This is a genomic window from Fructobacillus cardui, from assembly GCF_963580785.1.
GTDB classification, from domain to species: domain Bacteria; phylum Bacillota; class Bacilli; order Lactobacillales; family Lactobacillaceae; genus Fructobacillus; species Fructobacillus cardui.
This window is the reverse complement of record NZ_CAUZLS010000004.1, coordinates 34,989-56,404: the sequence shown is the minus strand read 5'-3', so window position 1 is coordinate 56,404 and position 21,416 is coordinate 34,989. Positions and strand designations below refer to the sequence as shown.

General features: G+C 44.4%; 19 protein-coding genes and 1 tRNA gene. 8 read left to right on the top strand and 12 right to left on the bottom strand.

What is annotated here, in order from left to right:
* Window positions 1–67: 67 nt before the first annotated feature.
* The 3 genes from AABI20_RS04685 to gap all read right to left on the bottom strand — a co-directional run bounded on the left by AABI20_RS04685 (window position 68) and on the right by gap (window position 4,316).
* Complete coding sequence (locus AABI20_RS04685) at window positions 68–880, bottom strand: metallophosphoesterase (RefSeq protein ID WP_338345229.1); 813 nt, start codon at window positions 878–880, stop codon at window positions 68–70.
* Window positions 881–1,028: 148 nt separating this feature from the next.
* Window positions 1,029–3,125, bottom strand: coding sequence for a MucBP domain-containing protein (locus tag AABI20_RS04680; protein ID WP_288846582.1), 2,097 nt, complete (start codon window positions 3,123–3,125; stop codon window positions 1,029–1,031).
* A gap of 180 nt (window positions 3,126–3,305) precedes the next feature.
* Complete coding sequence (gene gap / locus AABI20_RS04675) at window positions 3,306–4,316, bottom strand: type I glyceraldehyde-3-phosphate dehydrogenase (protein ID WP_047974598.1); 1,011 nt, start codon at window positions 4,314–4,316, stop codon at window positions 3,306–3,308.
* Window positions 4,317–4,532: 216 nt separating this feature from the next.
* On the opposite strand from gap, the gene AABI20_RS04670 reads away from it, so the two are divergent.
* From AABI20_RS04670 to pyrE, 4 genes are all read left to right on the top strand, one after another.
* A complete protein-coding gene (locus tag AABI20_RS04670) occupies window positions 4,533–5,024 on the top strand; it encodes an ECF transporter S component (protein ID WP_288846579.1) in 492 nt (163 codons plus the stop codon).
* Between the two features lie 272 nt (window positions 5,025–5,296).
* Window positions 5,297–6,631 (top strand): dihydrolipoyl dehydrogenase family protein, encoded by a 1,335-nt coding sequence (locus tag AABI20_RS04665; RefSeq protein WP_338346912.1) that lies wholly within the window; start codon window positions 5,297–5,299, stop codon window positions 6,629–6,631.
* Window positions 6,632–6,848: 217 nt separating this feature from the next.
* Window positions 6,849–7,562, top strand: a complete 714-nt coding sequence (pyrF, locus tag AABI20_RS04660; protein WP_338345224.1) for an orotidine-5'-phosphate decarboxylase — start codon at window positions 6,849–6,851, stop codon at window positions 7,560–7,562.
* Window positions 7,563–7,609: 47 nt separating this feature from the next.
* Window positions 7,610–8,245, top strand: a complete 636-nt coding sequence (pyrE, locus tag AABI20_RS04655) for an orotate phosphoribosyltransferase (protein WP_338346910.1) — start codon at window positions 7,610–7,612, stop codon at window positions 8,243–8,245.
* A 123-nt stretch (window positions 8,246–8,368) separates the two neighbouring features.
* Here pyrE and metG read toward each other — a convergent pair whose 3' ends face one another.
* Window positions 8,369–10,411, bottom strand: a complete 2,043-nt coding sequence (gene metG / locus AABI20_RS04650) for a methionine--tRNA ligase (protein ID WP_288846575.1) — start codon at window positions 10,409–10,411, stop codon at window positions 8,369–8,371.
* A gap of 435 nt (window positions 10,412–10,846) precedes the next feature.
* Here metG and AABI20_RS04645 point away from each other — a divergent pair, with 435 nt between their 5' ends.
* From AABI20_RS04645 to AABI20_RS04630, 4 genes are read left to right on the top strand one after another with little or no spacing between them, the layout of a single operon-like run.
* Window positions 10,847–11,638 carry a transporter substrate-binding domain-containing protein gene (locus tag AABI20_RS04645; RefSeq protein WP_047974591.1) on the top strand — a complete coding sequence of 264 codons (792 nt, stop codon included), beginning with the start codon at window positions 10,847–10,849 and terminating at the stop codon, window positions 11,636–11,638.
* 27 nt (window positions 11,639–11,665) lie between these two features.
* On the top strand, window positions 11,666–12,364 hold the full coding sequence (locus tag AABI20_RS04640) for an amino acid ABC transporter permease (RefSeq protein WP_338346906.1): 699 nt from the start codon (window positions 11,666–11,668) through the stop codon (window positions 12,362–12,364).
* Window positions 12,361–13,095 (top strand): amino acid ABC transporter ATP-binding protein, encoded by a 735-nt coding sequence (locus tag AABI20_RS04635; protein WP_338345219.1) that lies wholly within the window; start codon window positions 12,361–12,363, stop codon window positions 13,093–13,095. The genes AABI20_RS04640 and AABI20_RS04635 overlap by 4 nt, the downstream gene beginning before the upstream one ends.
* Window positions 13,095–14,009: a DNA/RNA non-specific endonuclease gene (locus AABI20_RS04630; RefSeq protein ID WP_047974588.1), complete on the top strand. Its 915-nt coding sequence runs from the start codon at window positions 13,095–13,097 to the stop codon at window positions 14,007–14,009. Before AABI20_RS04635 ends, AABI20_RS04630 begins: the two co-directional genes overlap by 1 nt.
* Before the next feature lie 119 nt (window positions 14,010–14,128).
* On the opposite strand, the gene AABI20_RS04625 is transcribed toward AABI20_RS04630, so the two are convergent.
* The 8 genes from AABI20_RS04625 to AABI20_RS04590 all read right to left on the bottom strand — a co-directional run bounded on the left by AABI20_RS04625 (window position 14,129) and on the right by AABI20_RS04590 (window position 21,396).
* A tRNA-Leu gene (locus tag AABI20_RS04625) sits at window positions 14,129–14,212 on the bottom strand.
* Window positions 14,213–14,294: 82 nt separating this feature from the next.
* Complete coding sequence (locus AABI20_RS04620; RefSeq protein ID WP_047974587.1) at window positions 14,295–14,645, bottom strand: ArsR/SmtB family transcription factor; 351 nt, start codon at window positions 14,643–14,645, stop codon at window positions 14,295–14,297.
* A gap of 7 nt (window positions 14,646–14,652) precedes the next feature.
* Entirely contained in the window at window positions 14,653–15,270 is a 618-nt protein-coding gene (locus AABI20_RS04615; RefSeq protein WP_047974586.1) for a cadmium resistance transporter, read from the bottom strand.
* A 118-nt stretch (window positions 15,271–15,388) separates the two neighbouring features.
* Complete coding sequence (locus AABI20_RS04610; protein WP_047974585.1) at window positions 15,389–15,850, bottom strand: universal stress protein; 462 nt, start codon at window positions 15,848–15,850, stop codon at window positions 15,389–15,391.
* 56 nt (window positions 15,851–15,906) lie between these two features.
* Window positions 15,907–17,295, bottom strand: coding sequence for an Nramp family divalent metal transporter (locus AABI20_RS04605; RefSeq protein ID WP_047974584.1), 1,389 nt, complete (start codon window positions 17,293–17,295; stop codon window positions 15,907–15,909).
* Window positions 17,296–17,746: 451 nt separating this feature from the next.
* Window positions 17,747–19,147, bottom strand: coding sequence for an Nramp family divalent metal transporter (locus AABI20_RS04600; protein WP_047974630.1), 1,401 nt, complete (start codon window positions 19,145–19,147; stop codon window positions 17,747–17,749).
* A gap of 414 nt (window positions 19,148–19,561) precedes the next feature.
* Complete coding sequence (locus AABI20_RS04595; protein WP_338346902.1) at window positions 19,562–20,575, bottom strand: cation diffusion facilitator family transporter; 1,014 nt, start codon at window positions 20,573–20,575, stop codon at window positions 19,562–19,564.
* Between the two features lie 98 nt (window positions 20,576–20,673).
* Window positions 20,674–21,396: an NAD-dependent protein deacylase gene (locus tag AABI20_RS04590; RefSeq protein ID WP_338346900.1), complete on the bottom strand. Its 723-nt coding sequence runs from the start codon at window positions 21,394–21,396 to the stop codon at window positions 20,674–20,676.
* Window positions 21,397–21,416: the final 20 nt, after the last annotated feature.

The following is a 21,416-nucleotide window of genomic DNA, read 5'->3' as shown; positions in this document are numbered from 1 at the left end:
GTAATGCCCGACATAGTGTGAGAGAGATACTTATTCCACATTTCATTTCGAAATCGTTTGATTGCCCTCAAACGTCGAGAACAATCAAACGATTTTGCCACTCCGTCATAAAGTCATGACTAAACCATTCTTTGACTCGACGAGTCCGATAACCAACCGAAGCGTTATAAAAGGTCGTTTGCTGAATGGGCAACGCCTGCACATGAAGGTGCAAGTGGCCAGAAATGGCAGCCTGAACCTGATTGACCACCGCTAAATCGCCAACGGCCTGGCTGCCTAGAAAGGACCGCAGCACATCCAGCCGTTCCATGCGAAACGGCATTTGATCAATAAAGGCCTGTTCCTGGGCAAAATGGTTAATTAAGATTGGAGTTTTCCCCACCTTCTTTGCTTCTTTGATATCCTGTTTCATCTGATTTAAGTTAATGGCCAACCTTTCTGGATCGGTCATCGGCTGTTCAATCCGTCGATCATACCAAAATTCACGCTTGAAGCGTGTGATTTCCGCAACACTATGCTGGTTTTGGTCAAAACTATAATCATACCAGCCATTATTACCAATCAAACGGGCCGAACCCACATCAAGAGTCTTATGGTGGAAATAAAGGTCATCCACCGGACTTTCCAACTCCTGGTAACTGACCCCCGCCCCCATTTCATGATTGCCGGCCAAAAAGCGGATTGCCGTGGCCGGCCCTAACCGTCGCTGCAAGTCGCGGGCAAAGTCTAATGTCTTATCAAAGCGATTAAACAGATCCCCGGCAATGACATAAACCTCAATCTGATTTTTTTGCAGGTAGGCGGCTTGTTGCTCCAGTGCCCACTCGTTTTCAACCTTATTTAAATCCAAATGATTATCTGACGAAATAGCAACTTGCATCTTGGCCCTCATGTTCTTCTTGTTCGTATAACCCAGTCTACCACGAGAGCACAAGCAAGGTCGGTTACAAGAGGCTGATTTTGCAGTGGTTCAGTCAAAAAGAGCGCCCGTAAAGCACGGGTGCTCTTTTTGATTTAATATTATCATCTTACTTTTTGTTCTTGCCTAGTGCGAAAAAGTACACCGCTGAAGACAAACCCAAAGCTGCCAAAGCAAAAGCGTCCTTGTCACTCTCATGCTGCTTGCCTGTTTGTGGCAAAACTGATGATGCCTGTGAAACAGATGAAGGTGTCACAGCTGTCACTGTTTGATCTGGTTGGACTAATGCACTCGGATTGTCCACCGGTGCCACTGAGCTAGTCTGTACTGGAACACTGGCACTCACTAATTCATGTTGACTCGTACTGGTTGAGGTACTTGCACTTGTTGATGCACTGGCACTAGCTGACTCAGACTGGCTCGTACTGGTTGATGCACTGGTGCTTGCTGATTCACTAGCACTTTCCGATCCACCCCCATTATTAGAAGGTGTGGTACTAGTTGATGGATCAGGAGTAGGGTTCGTGTTCGTCGTATTAGCCTTATAAACATAAGTATACGTCGCATCATCCTTGCTATACGTACCATTGACACTGTATGAACCATCGCTATTCTTCACAGCCCCTTCGGGTAGCTTGTTCTCGTCTAGAGTATAGCCATCAATCGATAAGCTATCTGCCGAAAAGTTATCTTTAGTCATAAAGCCAAGGGTATCATCATTTGGTGCTAATTGATTGCCATTTTCATCCACGTAACGCGTTGTGACCATCGTCTGACCACTCGCAGTATTGTGTAGAATTGCATTAGTGTAAACAGGCGTTTTCTTATCATAGAAACCCTTGTTATCAGAAAAAGTAATATCGTAGCGAACCTGTTGATTGTCGTTATTAGGATTAATCGCTTTAAAATTACTTAAAACAGTAAATGGGAAATAAACATTTCCCTGGCCATCCCCATACTTGCTTTCCATTTGTGCGATCACATCGTCAGAAACACTGGCATATTGAGACTTAATTACGTGCTCAAATTGGTCTTTCGTTAACTTATAATATTGCGAAGGGCCATAATTAATAATTACTTTCAATTCATTATCTGATACACGTACCACTGAATACTGATTAGCTGCAGGTTGACCCCCGTCAACCTTGCTTGTCCACGCAACCTGTGCACCCCCAACCGCATTTGAGGTGCTACCATTATTACTTGCTGCCTGATCGGTCCAACCCGCTTCCTCGGTCGCTGGTCCGTAGCCACTAGCTGATGCCAAATGAGGCCAGAAATAGCCACCATCTTCGATATAGACCGGTGTCACCTTTCCCTGAGAAGAGGCTGTTGCCTTAATATCGATTGTTTGAATATAATCTTTTCCGTCATTTAGAATAACTGGCTGAGTAAAGGGCAGTCCATCTGTATTCGTAATCGTTGTCCGCGCTGAAACACCACTTGAACTCACATCAGCAACGTTACCCTTCATCTGCTGTGGCGTATTATTTTCCTGGTAGTTTGCTTGTGTTGGCTTAGCAGCCCAGGAATAGGTATGTGTTTGATCCGCCACCGTTTCGCTAATGGATAAATCAGTGCCATTGCCAGCGGACTTTGGAAAAACTGATCCAGAAACCGTATTAAAGTTCAAAGTAATCTGATGAGCACGACTGGAGTCATAGCTAGATCCATTCAAGGGCAATCGAATCGTTTGACTAGCCGCATCATAAGAGACACTAGTTGATAATACCGATTTCGTTGCACTTTCGATAACCTGACTATTAAAATTTGACACGCTAAAAGTCTGCATATCTGGCTGATTAGCGATATTGGTCGAAAGTGGGATGCTGATGGTATCACCTTGCTTCAGAGTCTGATTGGCATTGATTGTAAAGGTCACCGAAGAAGTGCCACCATTGCCACGCAATGAATCAAAAGTCCCGGTTGGAATTTGTTGTCCGTCTTGGTATGACCACGTAATACTATCGGTCTTCACAATTCCTTCTTTGGCTAAATCAGTATAATTAAAAGTTTGTACCTGATTGTTAGTCTGAGTGGATGCATTTCCATCAGCAAAAGCCGGTGTGGTCAACCCCTCACTAGCAAAAGTAAGGCCACCAGCAACGGCAAAAGCTGATATTGAAAGCACTACCCAATTCTTCTTGACTTTTTTCAGAACCTTACGTTTGTTAACTTTCGTCAATTGCATCTTGTTATACTTCATGAAAATAGCCCTCCATTTCAACTAATGAATCATCATCATTTTAAAACTTCTCCTTGTTAACTCGAGAACATTGTATCAAATATATTTCTTTATGTACACATTTGTTTCTATTGTATCTGTTTAAATTAGATTGTTTGCACAAAAAAAGAACGCCGAAGCGTTCTTCCTTTATATAAATGATTATACGTTTGCAAAGTGCAACAAAGTACGGATCATGTTTGAAGTGAAACCGTATTCGTTGTCGTACCATGAAACAGTCTTAACCAATTGCTTGTCACCGGCTTCAACGATTTGTGTTTGAGTAGCATCGAAAGTAGCACCGTGAGTGTCACCAATGATGTCTGATGAAACAATTTCGTCTTCATTGTAACCAAATGAGTCAGATGAAGCTGCCTTCATAGCTGCGTTGATTTCGTCTGCTGAAACCTTCTTTGACAAAACAGAAGTCAATTCAGTAACAGAGCCATCAACAACGGCAACACGTTGTGCGTGACCGTCAACCTTACCCTTCAATTCTGGAACAACAAGGCCAATAGCCTTAGCAGCACCAGTTGAGTGAGGGATAGTGTTTACTGAAGCAGTACGGTTTGAACGGAACTTCTTTGACTTAGGTCCATCCAAAATCATTTGAGTTGAAGTAAAGGCGTGGATAGTAGTCATCGTTGCCACTTCAACACCAAATTGGTCTTGCAATACACGAGCCATTGGAGCCAATGACTGTGTAGTACATGAACCAGCTGAAACGATCTTGTCGTCAGCCTTCAAGATGTCTTGGTTTACACCATAAACAACAGTTGGTACATCACCAGCTGGAGCTGAGATCAAAACCTTCTTAGCACCTGCGTCCAAGTGGGCTTGTGACTTTTCGGCTGAAGTATAGAAACCAGTAGCTTCCAATACATATTCAACACCATCGTTCTTAACCCAAGGAATGTTCTTTGCATCGCGTTCTGCATAAACAGTGTAATGCTTACCGTTAACCACGATACCAGTTTCATCAGCAGAAACTTCAGCATCCAAAGTTCCATGAGTTGAGTCATACTTCAACAAGTATGCCAACATTGATGGGCTAGTCAAATCGTTGATGGCTGCAACTTCAACATCAGCTGCTGAGTCGCCAAGTTCCAAGATACGACGGAATGCCAAACGACCAATCCGACCGAATCCATTAATACCAATCTTCACAGTCATGTGTGTAGACCTCCAATTAATTTTTTGACTTATGTCAACAAGGACATTATAACACAAAGGCTAGAAACCAGTGCAAGTGTTCACTAGAAATTGTTTGAAAAATTAACCATACCATTTCCTGATTTTGTCGGATAACTGAAAGAAAACTGTCTTTTTTATTCATTGAAATCCTTGCTATAATATTCCTATTATTATGAAATACATGGAGAGATGATTATGAATAAATACTTTACTACCAAAACCATCACGACTTTGGCCGTGATTACTGCTTTAAACCTCGCCCTTTCTTATGTGGTGCGAATTCCAACGCCAGGTGGCTATGTCAACTTAGTGGAAGCCGGCATTTTCTTAGTGGCGCTATTGGGTAGTGCCCGTTCAGGAATGATTGTTGGTGGTTTATCCGGTTTGCTCTTGGATCTTTTAGCTGGCTATGCTGCCTGGGCTCCCTTCTCCTTGGTCATTCACGGCTTAGAGGGTTACTTGGCTGGATTGATTGGCGCTAAGAAATCAGTGATGAGCCAAACGATTGCCGTTATCGTGGCTTCCTTTGTCATGGTTGTCGGCTACTTCTTTGCCACAGCCTTCCTTTCACACAGCTGGGCGACAGGCTTTGCTTCGATCATCGGTAACATAGCCCAATGTGCCTTTGGTCTAATCATTGCCCTAGTCGTTCGTCCCGCTTTGTCAAAACGCCTGGCCTTAAACTAATTGACGCAAGACAAGAAGCAACAAAAATAAAAAGCCTTGACCAACTGATGAAAACCAAAGATTAGGATAACGAAACTATGGGGCCATCTACTAACGTTGGTATGGGCTTTTTTCTTTACTCTTTATCTTTATCTTTACAGACCCTTTTTCTTTATTGAGATCATGAGTTGAACATGTAAAGAAAACGACAATTTGGTATAGTTTAAATTTCATTTCCAAAAGAAACTGTGAGATAATCGTATTAAGCTTTCAACTTAGGAGGAATCTAGAAAATGACAGCATACGATTACGACGTTTTGTACCTCGGGGCCGGCCACGGTGCCTTTGATGGTGCACCGCTTTTGGCTCAGGCCGGTAAAACAGTCGCCTTTGTCGAAAAAGAAAAGGTCGGCGGAACTTGTCCAAACTGGGGTTGCAATGCCAAAGTTATCCTGGAAAACGCAGTTTCCTTACAACGTGAATTACGTGCTTCAAACGGCATTGTTTCAGGTAGCGGCGACATTGACTGGACCAAGAACATGGCCCGTAAAAAGGAAATCATCGCCATCTTCCCAAAGGCCATCCAAGGCGGGATGGAAGAATTGGGCATCAAGTTCTACTTCGGTGCTGGTCGCTTAGCCGACGCCCACACTGTGACAATCGGTGATCAAACCGTTACAGCCGAAAACATCGTGATTGCCACTGGTATGCACTCCAATCGCTTGGACATCCCCGGTGCTGAGTACCTTCATGATTCAAAGGACTTCCTGTCATTAGACCAGGCGCCCGACAAAATGGTCATTATTGGGGCAGGCTATATCGGCCTCGAAAGCGCAGCAATGATGAACGCTGCAGGCGTTGCCGTCACTGTTATTCTCCGTTCTGACCGCGCTTTACCTGAATTTAACCAACGCTATAGTGATGCCTTGGTGCAAGCCCTTGAAAAACAAGGCATTACATTCGTCAAGAATAGCCAAACTGAAAGTGTCGAACAAGTTACTTCTGGCTTTGCCGTTAAAACTTCAACCGGTACCTATGAAGCCGATTACGTCATGGATGCTACCGGTCGCACACCAAACACTGCCGACCTTGGTCTGGAAGATCTGGGAATCGAATTCGACAAGGCCGGGATTACGGTTAACGAATACCTCCAAACAGCCGTGCCGAATATTTATGCAACCGGTGACGTAGTGAAGAAGGCCCAACCAAAGTTGACCCCAACGGCAACATTTGAGTCCCAGTATGTTGCCAAGCGCCTCTTAGGCCAAGATGACAAAGTCATCAACTATCCAGCCATCGGGACAACGGTCTTCACGACCCCTCGTTTAGCCCAAGCCGGCGTAACACTCGATGAAGCTGCCGCTCACCCTGACCAATATGATGTCGTTGAAAAGGATGTCATGGATGACTGGTATCGCATGGTCGACTATGAAAAAGAAGGCCACCTTTCATTGATTTATGACAAGGAAAAGCACTTGGTTGGTGCAATCGAAATTTCAGAACATGCAGAGGATGTTATTAACGCCCTCTTGCCTGCCATTGAATTCGCGTACACACCAGCACAACTCAGTCGTTTGGTGACAATTTTCCCAACCATTGGTTATTCTGCCATCGGCGACCTCCTTTAAAATCAGGACTGATTTTGAAACCCAAAGGAAACACTCCTTCGGACTTGTTTTAAAATAAATTTGTCGAAAGCCGGCAGATAGTTTATACTTTCATTAGTCATTAATTGGTTCAGAGAAGCCAGATGATTAAATTACGCTTAATTTTTAACACAATAAGACTATTCTCTGAACTTTTTTAGGGAATAGTCTTTTTTCTTGCCCATGAAGGAGAGTAACCATGGAAAAACCACTAATGATTGCCTTGGACTTTGACGACTTAGCCGCCGTCACAGCCTTTTTAGATCGTTTTCCCGACCCCAGTCAATTAACCGTCAAGGTCGGGATGGAGCTCTTCTACCAAGCTGGGCCAGCCATTATCACTGATTTGAAAAAGCGCGGTTGCGAGATTTTCTTAGATCTTAAGCTCTTTGATATCCCCAACACCGTCCGACAGGCAATGGCTCAAATCGGCCAACTCGGCGTTGACTACGTGACCGTTCATTCACTGGGTGGGTCTGCCATGTTGAAAGCTGCCAAGGAAGGTTTGAAAATCGGTGCAGCAAAGGCTAGCGTCAACATGCCTGCCCTCCTGGCAGTCACGGAGCTAACTTCTATTTCTGATGAAGTCCTGAAAAACGAACAGCACGCGGCCCTGCCAATGCAGGACCAGGTCTTGGCCTTAGCCCAAATGGCGGACCAGGCCGGCTGCGACGGCGTTATCTGCTCCGCCTTGGAGTTGACAACACTCAACGCCCATTTGCGTCCTGATTTTCTCTTCGTTGTCCCCGGCATTCGCATGCAAGAAGACCAAACGGGTGACCAGGTGCGCGTTGCTAGTCCCGATCAAGCAGCTGCGGATGGTGCCAAGGCCATCGTCGTTGGCCGGCCAATTACCAAGGCAAGCGACCCAGTTGCTGCTTGGCTCCGCTACCAAAGTGCTTGGCAAAACTAATTTTTACCAACAAAAAGCCATTAAAGAAAGAATGAAAGGTTTTACCAATGACAGTTTCAACTGAAGCAATTCTCCAAGATTTAATCGATCACAAAATCGTCCAATTGAAGGTCGACGACACCTTTACCTTCGCCTCTGGCATCCAGTCACCAATTTATACCGACTTGCGCCTAACGATTTCTTATCCAAAAACACGCCACGCCATCGCAAAAGCCTTAGCTGCATTGATTAAGGAGCAATACCCTCAAGTATCAGTGATTGCCGGTGTTGCCACTGCCGGCATCCCCCAAGCAGCCCTGGTTGCTGCCGAATTAGACTTACCAATGGTTTATGTTCGTTCCAAGCCAAAAGACCATGGTACCGGTCGCCAAGTCGAAGGTGTTATCCAAGCAGATAACCAAGTGGTCTTGATTGATGACCTGATTTCGACTGGTGGATCCGTTCTTGGCGCTGCAAAAGCCGTCAAAAACGAAGGTTTCAACGTGGCCGGTGTGGTTTCCATCTTCTCGTATGGTTTCCCCGATGCTGACAAGAACTTCCAAGAGGCTGGCTTTGCCTTTGCTCCACTTTTGACTTATACCGGTTTAATCAAGTTATTGGCCAACCAGAAAGTGATTAGTGATGAAGACCATACCCGCCTAGCCAAGTGGCACCAAGACCCATGGGCTTGGCCATTGAAGTAAGGCTTTATTCCTAGGTGGCTAGCGCTTTCACCATGCCGCACTACTAACATTTTTCGTACCCAGCGTTTCTTCAAACAAACAAAAAAAGGTGGTTGCTCACGCAACCGCCTTTTTTACTGATTTTTATTCAATTCCTGAGCCAGGTTCAATGATTTCTGGCAAAACCGAAACGGTCACAATGCCGTTCTTTTCGGCAGAAAGAATCATTCCTTCTGATAACTCGCCAGCCATCTTCCGTGGTGCCATATTGGCCACGATTGCCACTGTCTTGCCTAACAAGACTTCAGGCTCTGGGTACCATTGACGAATTCCCGACAAAATCTGACGCGGCTTGTCAGAACCATCATCCAAAGTGAACTTAATCAACTTCTTTGACTTTTCCACAAATTCAGCAGCCGTAATCTTAGCCGCCAAAATTTCGACCTTATCAAAATCGTCGTACTCAATCAAATCCTTATGTTGGATTTCTTCGCTCACTTCTTGCTCCTTTGCGCCCTGCTTAGCGGCTTCTTTGACTGCCCGGCCCTTACCCTTGGTATCCTTTGAAACCAATGAAGCAATGTAGGCAACCTCTTCTTCCACGTCCAAACGAGGGAAGATTGGTTCACCCTTGGCAACCACCTTCGTACCGGCTGGCACTTGATCGATGGCAAGATCAACCAAAGAAACGCCCTTTTCAGGGTAATCTAAGCCAAGTTGGGCAAACATTTGTCGTGGCGCATCCGTCATGACCGGTTGCAACATCGCTGCAACTGCACGGAGTGCTCCAGCCAAGTGAGCCAAGACGGATTGCAAAGCTGCCTTCGCGTCTTCGTCTTCGCCTGACTGCTTAGCCAAAACCCAAGGTTCCGTTTCATCGATGTACTTGTTGGCACGACGAACAACACCCCAAACAGCTTCAAGCGCATCCGCTGTATGAACAGCACTCAAGTGTTGGTTGTATTCTGTAATCTGCTTTTCAACAACCAAGTCCAAGTCTTCATCAAAATCAGTCTTACCGGTTGTAAAGGCTGGAATCACACCATCTTCATACTTATTAATCATGGCCACCGTTCGATTCAAGAGGTTTCCCAAATCATTAGCCAAATCAAAGTTCACGCGTGATACAAAGTCTTCGGGTGAGAAGACCCCATCGTTGCCAAATGGCATTGAACGCAACAGGTAGTAACGAACAGCATCCAAACCATAACGGGCCGTTAAGTCTTCAGGATAAATCACGTTTCCCTTTGACTTTGACATCTTGCCATCCTTCATCACCAGCCAACCGTGGCCAATGATTTCCTTTGGCAATTCCAAACCAAGCGCATGCAACATGATTGGCCAGTAAATAATATGGAAACGGACAATTTCCTTTCCAACCAATTGCACATTAGCCGGCCAAAACTTCTTCAAAAGTGAATCATCAGCTGAATCGTAACCCAAGGCAGTAATATAGTTAGCTAAGGCGTCAATCCAAACATAAATGACGTGGCGTTCATCACCTGGAACGGGAACACCCCAGTTTGAAGAAGTTCGCGTTACAGCCAAGTCTTCCAAGCCCGGCAAAATGAAGTTTTGCAACATTTCATTCATTCGTGCATGTGGTTGGACAAAATCAGGATGTGACTTGTAGTAATCAACCAACCAGTCAGCATACTTGGACATCTTGAAGAAGTATGATTCTTCTTGAATCTTTTCAACTTCATGACCAGAAGGTGCCTTACCACCAATCATCTTACCGTTTTCGTCACGGTAAACTTCAGCCAACTGTGATTCCGTGAAATACTCTTCATCGGAAACAGAGTACCAACCTTCGTATTGGCCCTTGTAGATGTCACCCTGATCCAGCAATTGCTGGAAGATCTTTTGGACAGCCTTTTCGTGACCTTCATCAGTCGTTCGAATAAACTTATCATATGAAATGCCCATCAATGACCACAGGTCCTTGATGTCCTTAATCATCTTGTCCAAGTATTCGATTTCACTTGTACCGGCCTCGTTCGCTTTCTTTTGAATCTTTTCCCCGTGTTCATCGGTTCCAGTCAAAAAGAAGACGTCTTCATCCAAAAGACGATGGTAACGAGCAGCGGCATCCGCCAAAACTGTCGTATAAGTATTTCCCAATTGTAACTTTCCCGATGGATAGTAAATTGGGGTTGTGATATAAAATGTTTTCTTGTCTGACATATGAGTCCTTTCTGGTCAAATGATGACCGATACCATGTTTTCATTATAGCAAAAGCCGGCTAGCCCGACTAGGTGGCCAAACCAGCATTCAGTCAGACTTTCCAGTAAACCATTTTGGAAAAATCAGCAATAAAAGCCGAACAATCGCTTTTAACCGACTATTTTGAAAGTAAACCAATTTTGTCTTTTTTAGCAAAATCAGTTCAATTCTGTTGACAAAGTTTTCTTGTCCCGTTACACTGATAGAAAGAAATCGGAGAAGATTAATGTTAGCTAAAAACTTAACTAACAACCCAAACATGACTGCGGTAAAGTGTTACTTACCGCTTTTTTAGGGTGGGTCTATCTGATTTACAGACGTAAAAACCGCCCTTGGTGTACACTAGGGGCGGTTTTATTTTGCACTGTTTTACCTATTTGAGGAGAAGAAGTAAGATGAATAAGAAAGTTTTGATTTTACTGGCCGGGATTATCGTGGTCATCGGCGCTATCTTTGGTTTTGCCCAGCTAAACCAACCAAAAAAAGATGAGACCATCAAGCCAGGAACCTTAACCGTTGGTCTAGAAGGAACCTACGCACCATTTTCTTACCATGATGACTCTGGTAAGTTAGTTGGCTACGAAGTCGACATGGCCAAGGCTATCGGTAAGAAATTGAACATGAAGGTTACTTTCGTTCAAACAAAGTGGGATTCTTTGATTGCCGGTCTTGGCTCAGACCGCTACGATGCCGTGATTAACAACATCGGTATCCGTCCCGACCGTGAAAAGAATTACCGAATGTCAGAACCTTACCTCTACTCAAAGTCAGTTTTGATTAAGCGTAGCGGTGAAACTGATTTGAATTCATTGGCTGACATCAAGGGTAAGACAATGGCCCAGTCATTGACATCGAACTACGGCCAAGTGGCCCAACAAAAGGGTGCCAACATCAAGGCCGTTGCCGGTATCGTTGAAGCCATGAACTTGATTACAACGAACCGCGCCGATGGTTCTTTGAATGACCAAGGTGCCTTTGCCGCTTGGAAGAAGGCTAATCCAGACGCTGATTTGACCACAGTTGATATTTCAAAGGATATCCAATCTGTACCAACCGGTGTTTTGATGAACAAGAAGAACGCTGCTTTGCAAAAGGACATGAACAAGGCCATCTCTGAGTTAAAGAAGGATGGTACCTTGACAAAGCTTTCTAAGAAGTACTTTGGTATGGACTTGAGCCACGACTAATTAATAAAAGTAAAGAGGAACTCTTTCATGACAGATTTTATCGATCTGGCAATCAAATACTTGCCAAGACTGTTAGTGGCGGCTTTTCAATACACCCTGCCGTTGACGGCCATTTCCTTCTTCTTTGGAATTATCTTTGCCATCACGACCGCTTTGATTCGCGTTGCCAAGGCACCGCAGAACGATTGGGCTGATGCCGCTTTGAAAATTTTAAAGGGTGTTGCCGCCACCTATGTCTGGTTTTTCCGGTCAACGCCAATGTTGGTACAATTGTTCATTGTTTTCTACGGCTTGCCAAATGCCCACATTGCCCTGTTCCAATCAGCTTGGGTTTCGGCCATCACGGTCTTTTCTCTGAACACCGGGGCCTATGCTTCCGAATCCATTCGAGCAGCTATCTCATCGGTCTCCGAGGTTCAAAAGCAGGCAGCCGAGTCACTTGGAATGACAACCACGCAGGTTTACCTCTACGTTGTCTTGCCACAGGCGGCCCGCATTTCAATTCCGCCGTTGTCGAACTCGCTGATTTCTTTGTTAAAAGACACGTCACTGGCATCCGTGATTACAATTGTGGAAATGTTTTACCTGTCCCAGCAAATTGCCGCAACGAACTATAAGGTCCTTTCGATGTACATCCTCGTAGCCATGGTCTATGCCCTCTTTACGTCGATTCTCTCGATTGGCCAACACTACCTAGAAAAGTATACATCGAGGTTTGCCCAATGATTAAAGTTGAAAATTTAAGCAAAAAGTACCCCGATAAAAATGCCCTCGATGACATTTCCGTCACCTTCCCGGCTGAGGAAACAACGGCCATTGTCGGTCCTTCTGGTTCTGGAAAATCAACTCTCCTGCACTCACTCAATTTGCTTGAGCGACCAACGAGCGGCCGGCTGATCGTCGATGAACTTGACCTAAATTTGAATAAGACCCTCACCAAGGCGCAAGTTCTCGATGTCCGAAAGCACTTCGGCATGGTCTTTCAAGAAAAAGCCCTCTTTACTCATTTAACAGTCCTCAAAAATTTAACTGAAGGACCCACTAAGGTTAAAAAAATCAGCCAAGACCAAGCTTTGGAAAAGGCCCATGCCTTACTCAAGCAGTTCAATATGGAAGAGTTAGCCAATCGCTATCCCTACCAGTTGTCTGGTGGACAACAACAACGAGTAGCCATCTTAAGAGCGCTAGCAATGGAGCCCCAATACCTTCTCTTAGACGAGCCCACCTCTGCCTTGGACCCTGAGCTAGAAGCCCAAGTTCTACGTGTTCTGCGCGAATTAGCCCAAAAAGAAACCTCCATGATTATCGTCACCCACAACATGGCCTTTGCCCAACAAGTGGCCGATAAAATTGTCTTTATCGACAATGGTCACGTTGGCTATGATGGCAAAACCGAGGATTTCTTCCATTCAACTGACCCACGGATCAAACAATTCTTAGGAGCAATGACTTTCTAATGACAAAAAAAAGTTCTTATAAGCGGCGGCCCAACCGGCCCAAGCACTTTGGTTCGGCCGTCACAGCCTTAATTCTGGTTGTGGCGGCTTTGTCGTTCTTACCAGGTAAAAATGGCCATAATCAAAGTTACCAAAAGACAAACACAAATACCGCGAGCCAAAGCCTGAATAGGTCAAAGAGTGTCCCTCGGCCTGCTGCCACGACTAATTCCGACCAAGATCTTTTAAAGATTAAATGGGACGGCACGCTCGACGGTGATATCGTCCACATTAACCAAAATCAGGCCACCTTTACCAGCCAGGAATTACAACAGACCTTCCCAGCTCAAAGCGGTAACAAGTTACGACCAACCAACGGTTTAGCCTTATCCGCCCTTGATTCGCTAGGTCGGTCCGGCCAAGCAAACTTTGTTGCTACTAAAGCTAGCATGGACACAGTCACTAAGCGGCCCGCCCGCATTCCCGAAAGTGTTCGCCCTTCTGGTTGGTACATCAACGACCACTTTACAGGAAGTGTCTGGGTTGGCGGCTACCATAAAAATCCACAGGTGAACCTTGGCGGTAGCAAACAAGCTCTTTGGAATAAGTCCCATATCGTTGGCTACCAATTCTTCGGAATGGCCACCATGGTGACCGAAAATATGACAACGGGAACTCGGGTCGAAAACGCCTATCCCGGGCAATTGGTACCCGAAGATGATATCCGCAATGCATTGAAAACCAACCCTAATATTAGCATTCGCGGCCAGGTCACACCGCTTTATAATGGCACCGACCGACTGCCACAGGGTGTCCATTATATGGCCAAATCAGTTGAAGACAACGGCAAGACTTTAAACCTGAATTACTGGATTTTTAACGTCGAGCCTGGTGTTACCATCAACTACCAGACCGGCGATGCCCAAGTAAACTAATCAATAATTGAATTACAATCAAAAGACCGCAACTCATGATGACATGGTTGCGGTCTTTCTCTTTGATTATTTGGGTAAGAAAAAAACAGCTAACTTTGTTAGCTGTTTGCTCTCATGAATGCCCTCGGTGGGAGTCGAACCCACACGGTGTTGCCACCACTGGATTTTGAGTCCAGCGCGTCTGCCAATTCCGCCACAAGGGCATTTGCTGTATTTCACAACTATATTAGTATATCAACGGCAGACAGATCTGTCAATAAAAATATGCATTTTCTTTGATTAATTTTATTGACGATTTTTCTTGGTTTCAGCTTGCTCTTCAGCCACCGCTTCAGCGTGGCTCATTTGCCGCAAAACGTGGTCCACGTGATGCTCGGCATTATTGAGTAAGGTTAAGATATGGGAATCGTTCAGCTGGTAGTAGACGGACCGCCCTACTTTTTCCACCGTCACGACTTGCGCCTCTCGCAGCATTTGTAGCTGATGAGAAACGGCAGACTGCTCCATCGAGAGCTGGTCCACGATTTCAGAAACCGAACAAGGCTTCTCGCGCAACAGGGCTAAAATCGCCAGACGCCTTTCCGACCCCAGCAATTTGAAAATTATACTCAATTCATGTTGGACATCTTTTTTCATATCCCTATTATAACAAGGAAAGTAAATGTGTCACTGTTCCAGCATCAAATAAAATGTAAATACCCAGGGCCACATAGACTAGCAATTGCATTAAATCACCATAGCGTTCAAAAAGATCTTGAACCTTCTGCACCTTCGCCAATCGGTAAGCCGAAAAAATGCAAATTGTCAAAATTGCTGTAAACATCAAAAAGATGATTGGTAAGGCTGCCCAATTAGCTAGCGAGAAATAAGGAATGTAGAGCGCTAAGTTATCGGCACCACAGCCAGCAATGGTCATCAAAATGACCGTCAAAACAATCCGCTGATTGGGCGTTTCTTGGACCTTGGTAATAAAAGCCTCACCCTCCTCTTCTTCCTCATTTGAGAAATAATTTTTTACACCGATAGCAACCGGCACCAGACCCAGGAGACCTAAAATCCACTCAGCTGGTATTTGTTTTAGCACCCCACCAATCAGCAAAGCTGCCCCAACTAAAAGAGCATTGCCGAGGTAGGCGCCAAGAATGATCGGCCGCACCTGCGACTTCTTGCGAAAAGTGGCAAACAGTAAAACTAAAATTACAAAGTAGTCAGATGTTGTTCCTAAATATGAAAAAAATCCTGTGATCAATGTCGCTGTCATCAGCTGCTCCTTTTATATGAATAACTTTTCATAAGTTCTGTTTTAGTATAACATGAAAAGTTATTCATGTATAGAAGACAAAAAAACTGATAGCCATTAGCTACCAGTTTTTAACTAATTAATCCTTAACGATCAAAACAGAAATCTTAGCGTTGCGGGCAATGTAAGCAGCCTGTGAACCGATTGATTCAAAGAAGCCTTCATGTGAGTGAGCCCCAACTACGATCAAATCAGCCCCAACCTGTGGTGCGATTTCATCATTCAAGATTTCACCAGCCTTGATACCATCATCGAAGACAACCTTCACGTTCTTCAAACCTTTTGAAAGTGCGTAATCACGGTACTTAGCCAGATTGTTTTCCAATTCTTGACGCTTTTCCTTGATGAAGTCTAAGTGCAAAGCGGAAATCGTTGACAAATCACCCATTTCCAAAATTGTTGCAATAATTAATTGTGCATCATCTTCACGGGCTTGGTGAATCGCGTTCGACAAGGCGTGATAGCCTTGTTCTGATTCATCAACACCAACAAGAATTGTCTTAAATTGCTTTGGTTCTACATCTAATTTTAATTCAGCCATTATTTGCCTCCAGTGAATGCTAGAACATCGTTACGACTTCGTTTATCTTGACTGATTTATCCGAAGTATTGTGGGAAGAATTGGTCAAGAACCAACCAAATGTTGATGGCAGTCAAGACAGCAAAACAAATCCAACCAGTCCAAGTAATCCACTTACTGTTAGCATATTCGCCCATAATCTTCTTTGAAGAAGTAAAGTAGATTAATGGTGCCATTGAGAATGGCAGGGCAATTGACAAGAAGACCTGTGTGGCAGTAATCAGGTTATCTAACTGGGCCTCGTTACCACCGTAAATAATGGTAATAGCCAAAACTGGAACCAAGGCGATTCCACGGGTAATAACACGACGGAGCCACATTGGCACACGCAAGTGCAAGAAACCTTCCATGATAATTTCACCAGTCAAAGTACCAGTGATCGTTGAGTTTTGTCCAGAAGCCAACAAGGCAAGGGCAAACAACGTTGACAAGATTGGTGATGCAATTGCACCGGCAATCTTTGAGTCACCCAAGGCGTTGTACATTGCCTTAAACGAATCCAATTCTTGAGCATGTCCGAAGAACAAAGCAGCACCAACAACCAAAAGCAAAGTGTTAACCACAAAGGCCAACGTCAATTGGATGTTTGAGTCCCAAGTCATCAAACGCACAGCATCATGAACTTCTTCTGGGTTTTCGTGATCAACCTTACGAGTTTGTGAGATTGATGAGTGCAAGTACAAGTTGTGTGGCATAACCGTGGCACCAATGATACCAGCAGTCAAGATCAAAGGACTTTGCAAGCCCTTAAGTGATTCAGGTGAAATTACCTTTGGTTGTGGCACGTAGCCATAGAACAATGATGCCCAGTCAGGCTTTGACAAGATTGTTAAGTAAATGAAGACAACCAAGATGGTCATAATCAAAGTCATAACAATCGCTTCAATTTTGCGGAAACCAAACTTCATCAGCATCAACAGCAAGATAACATCAAAGGCCGTCAAGAACACTGTGACCAAAAGTGGCCAACCAAAGAGCAAGTTCAAGGCGATGGCACCACCGACAACTTCGGCAATATCCGTCGCAATCAGCGCTAACTCCGTCATAATCCAGAGTGAGTAGCGGCCAAACTTGTTCGTCCGGTTTCCAGTAGCCTGAGCCAAATCTTCTTGCTTGACAATACCCAACTTACCAGCCATGTATTGCAAAAGCATCGCAATCAGTGAAGAAATCAAAACAATTGACAGCAACAAGTAGTGGTAAGAAGCACCACCGGCTACTGACGTGACCCAGTTACCTGGATCCATGTAACCAACGGCAACCAGGGCCCCAGGTCCTGAGAAAGCCATCAAACGCCGCCAGAAAGGGGCGCCCTTTGGCACTTCAATTGTGCCGTTTACTTCTTCCAAACTCTTATCGCCCGTGTGTTCGATAAGAGAATGGCTCTTCTTTACGGGATTATCCATAATATCTCTCCTTCGGAATTCTCCTTAGGGACGAAGCAATCAAATTCTCACTCGAAAAAAATGACCAAAGCAAAAAGGGCAGTCTGCCACCCTGACCTCATTGAAATTTAGGCAGACTGGTCCGTCTACCACGTGTTGTTTTTTTCAAGTGCTAAATAATTTTCATAAAGGATTTCATTCAACTTGGTTGTTGAAAGCTTATGAAAGCTACTTAACTCAATAACTTCTTCCTAAGTCTATAGTAAATATTACACCTGACAATTCTAAGGTCAAGTGATATTTTTGTAATGTTGCAAACCTATTGCAACATTTTTGGCCAAAAGGCTTTTATACCAAGGCTTAACGAATAACAATGATTTAAAATTCACTTAATCTTTTTGTGGTTTCCTCTGATTTTTCACAATAAAAACAGGAATTATTCTAAATTAAATCAGAATCATTGTCGTTTTTCCTAACCAAACCACTGACCCATTTGTTCCAAAACCAGCCAAATATTAATCACAGTTAGAACAATAAAGCAGAGCCAACCTATGACGGTCACGCTCTTTTTATTCACAAACTGCCCCATGATTTTCTTTGAGGAAGTGAAATACAGGAGCGGTGCCATCGAAAATGGCAAAACAACGGAGAGAAAAACTTGTGTCCCAGTAATCAAAGCATCCAAATCATGCTCGTTACCTCCATACAAAACAGCAATAGCAATCACTGGTATGAGCGCGACGCCACGTGTAATTACGCGACGCAACCACATCGGAATCTTAAAGTGTAAGAAACCTTCCATGATGATTTCACCGGCTAAGGTACCAGTAATGGTTGAATTTTGTCCGGATGCCAGCAGCGCAACCGCAAACAGCGTTGAGAGAAATGGCGATGCGATTGCACCCGCCATTTGCTGATTTTGTAGAGCTAAGTACATGCCCTTGAATGATGCCAATTCGTTGGCATGGCCATAAAAGAGAGCCGCTCCAACGATTAAAAGCAAAGCATTGACGATAAAGGCTAAGGTCAACTGGCCGTTTGAATCCCAGGCCATCCACTTAATCGCCTCTTTAACTTCGGCAGGATTGTCCTTATCAACTTGGCGGGTCTGAACAATCGATGAATGTAAGTAAAGGTTGTGCGGTGTCACCGTGGCACCAATAATGCCTGCCGTCAAGAACAATGGGCTCGACAATCCGTGGATTGCCTGCGTCGAAAGGACTTCTTTTTGTGGCAGTAAGCCACCAAATACGCCTGCCAAATCAGGTTTTGATAAGAAAACCAAATATAAGCAAACAAATAAAATCGTTAAAATCAGGGTCATGACAATCGCTTCAATTTTACGAAAGCCGAACTTCATCAGCCCTAGCAATAAGATGACATCAAAGGCCGTCATGATGACGGTCAGCAAGAGCGGCCAGCCAAAGAGCAAGTTTAAGGCAATCGCCCCACCAACTACTTCGGCAATATCTGTTGCGATCAAGGCAAGCTCCGTGATGAACCAGAGAAAATATCGTGTCGCCTTCTTCGTTCTTTTAGCCGTTGCCTGTGCTAAATCTTCTTGGGTTACAATCCCTAATTTACCAGCCAAATACTGTAACAGCATACCAATAGCAGCTGACAGCATCACGACCGACATCAAGAGATAGTGGTAGGATGCCCCACCCTGAACGGATGTCACCCAATTGCCAGGGTCCATATAGCCGACAGCGATTAATGCGCCCGGCCCTGAAAATGCGAGGAGGCGGCGCCAGAACGAACCGGACTTCGGGACGGCAATTGTACCGTTCACCTGTTCCAAGCTTTTATTCTGAGTGCCGCCTTGCATGAGCAATGCGCCATGTGGCTGATTATCTGCGGTTTGTTGTACCATCATGATAATGATTCTCCTTTGGAAAGTTAGATTCCTCAGGAAGGTGTCAAACGAATTAGATTGTCTTGAAAATCATCATTTTCTTTTCGCGCCAGTATAAATATAATAAATGCCGAAAGGCCAACAATTTTTTGGCCGAAAAAGATGCAAGTGCTAAATAATTTTCATAACGTCCGCCAAGCACAAACTTGAAGTCTTATGAAAGCTAGTTAACCCGATTGATCTTCCTAAGTTCTCGTTAATCATACACTGGTGAGCGCTCAGGTCAACCCTAAAATGATTTTTCAGCCAGGTAGTGATTCAAATTTCAAAAGAAAAACGCCGTAACAACAGTCATTTTGGCGTTTTATCTCTTTTATTAAATTTTACCTTCACTCAAGGCTTCATCGGATAAATCAGCCCAATCGACCACCCTTAAATCACATTACAATTTTCTTTGTGCTCGGCCGCTTCTAATTGAATTGTGACGTGTTGAATGGCAAAATCAGCTTTCAAATCACCCTCAATTCGAGTTAAAAATTCCTGGCCGTGGTCGTCATCAAAGACGTAATCATCAACGGATAAATGGACCGTCAACGCCGTTTCGGTAGTTGAAAGTGGCCAGATATGCAAGTCGTGCATGGCCAACACCCCTTCTTGGTTGACCAAATACTCGCTGATGGCAACCTCATTAACTGTCTCCGGTACCGCGTTAATCGCCAGGTTGACCGTTTCACGCATGACTGGCCAAGCAGAAGCCAAGATAATGACCCCAATAATTAACGATACAATTGGATCAATCAGCTGCCAACCAGTTAGGTCAATCAGCCAACCAGCTAAGATGACACCAATTGAAACCCCGGCATCCGATAATAAGTGTAGATAAGCTGTTTTTGCATTTAAATCCTGGCCATGCTGGTGGCCATGTTCATCGGGCGTACCCGAAATCTTAAACAAAAGAGCTGTTGACAAGTTCACCACAATTCCAATTGCCGCCACAATGGTGATAATTGTCCCATTTGTATGAACTTGTCCCGGGGCAATTAAGTCGCGGACCCCTTCAATAAAAATCGTTCCAACCGCAAAAAGCAACAAAATCATATTAAAAATTGAAGCTAGAATCGATACATTATGCCAGCCATACGTCTTCTTTTTAGTCGCCTTAATCGCAAAAACGAGGACCGCTAACCAGGCAATGACCAGCGCTAACACATCCGAAAGATTGTGAAAGGCATCGGCAAACAAGGCTGTTGAGTGGGCAATTTTCGCAAAGACTAACTCACTTAAAACAAAAATCAAATTAACGGTAATCCCGATAATATAGGGCTTTTGTGATAACTGTTGCGGTGCTGCATGCCCATGATGATGTTCGTGCGTTTCTTGTTGACTCGGTGTTCTTGGTGCATGAACAGCGGCATTTTGCCGGTTGTCTCCTTGATCATTCGTCATAAAACTTCCTCCTGAAAAACATATTAATCTTTTTTCATATAAAATACAAATAAAAACCTTCGTCTTGAAGACAAAGGTTTAAAATAACTCATTTACTTTCATTCAGAGGCGGTCTTAACCGTCAGTTCTTCAAAGAACTGACCCGCATCCCCCACAATTTGCTCAACCTGACTCGGCACCGGGATAGCAGTCAAATTAACCGCCATTAACTTTGCCGCTGGGTTGGCATAAGCCAAAAGTCCGGCAAAGGGATAGACTCGAAAGGACGTCCCAACAACGACGACCAAATCAGCCTGCTGTACCCAGGAAATCGTTTCTTCAACGTGCTTTGGTTGCTCCCCATAGAAGGTAATATCCGGCCTGATTTTGGCGTGGTCAGACGACCGATACAGACTTTTTTGGTACTCGGCCAACGTTACCTTAGCGCCATCTTTAGGAACATACAAGTCGTAAAGCGAGCCGTGAAAACGAATCAGTCGGTCTTTTTGGGCACCGGCAGCAATATCCAAATCATCAATATTCTGAGTAATAATGCGGCCACGGCCAACCTTAGTGAAAGCTGCCATCTTTTCATGAATAAAGTTTGGCTTAGCAGCTGGAAAATACAGATTTTCCTGCATAAATTTGTACTGAATTTCTGGGATTTCAGCAAAGGCCTGGTCGGACAAAAGATACTCCGGCGCAAGGTCGAGTCCCTGATAAACACCATTTTTTGATCGATAATCTGGAATACCAGAAAGGGTCGAAACCCCTGCTCCGGTCATAAAAACAATCGATTTTGCTTGATCAAAATTTTCTTGAATTGCTGGGCTAACAAGCATTGTCTCCCCCTCCTTCAATC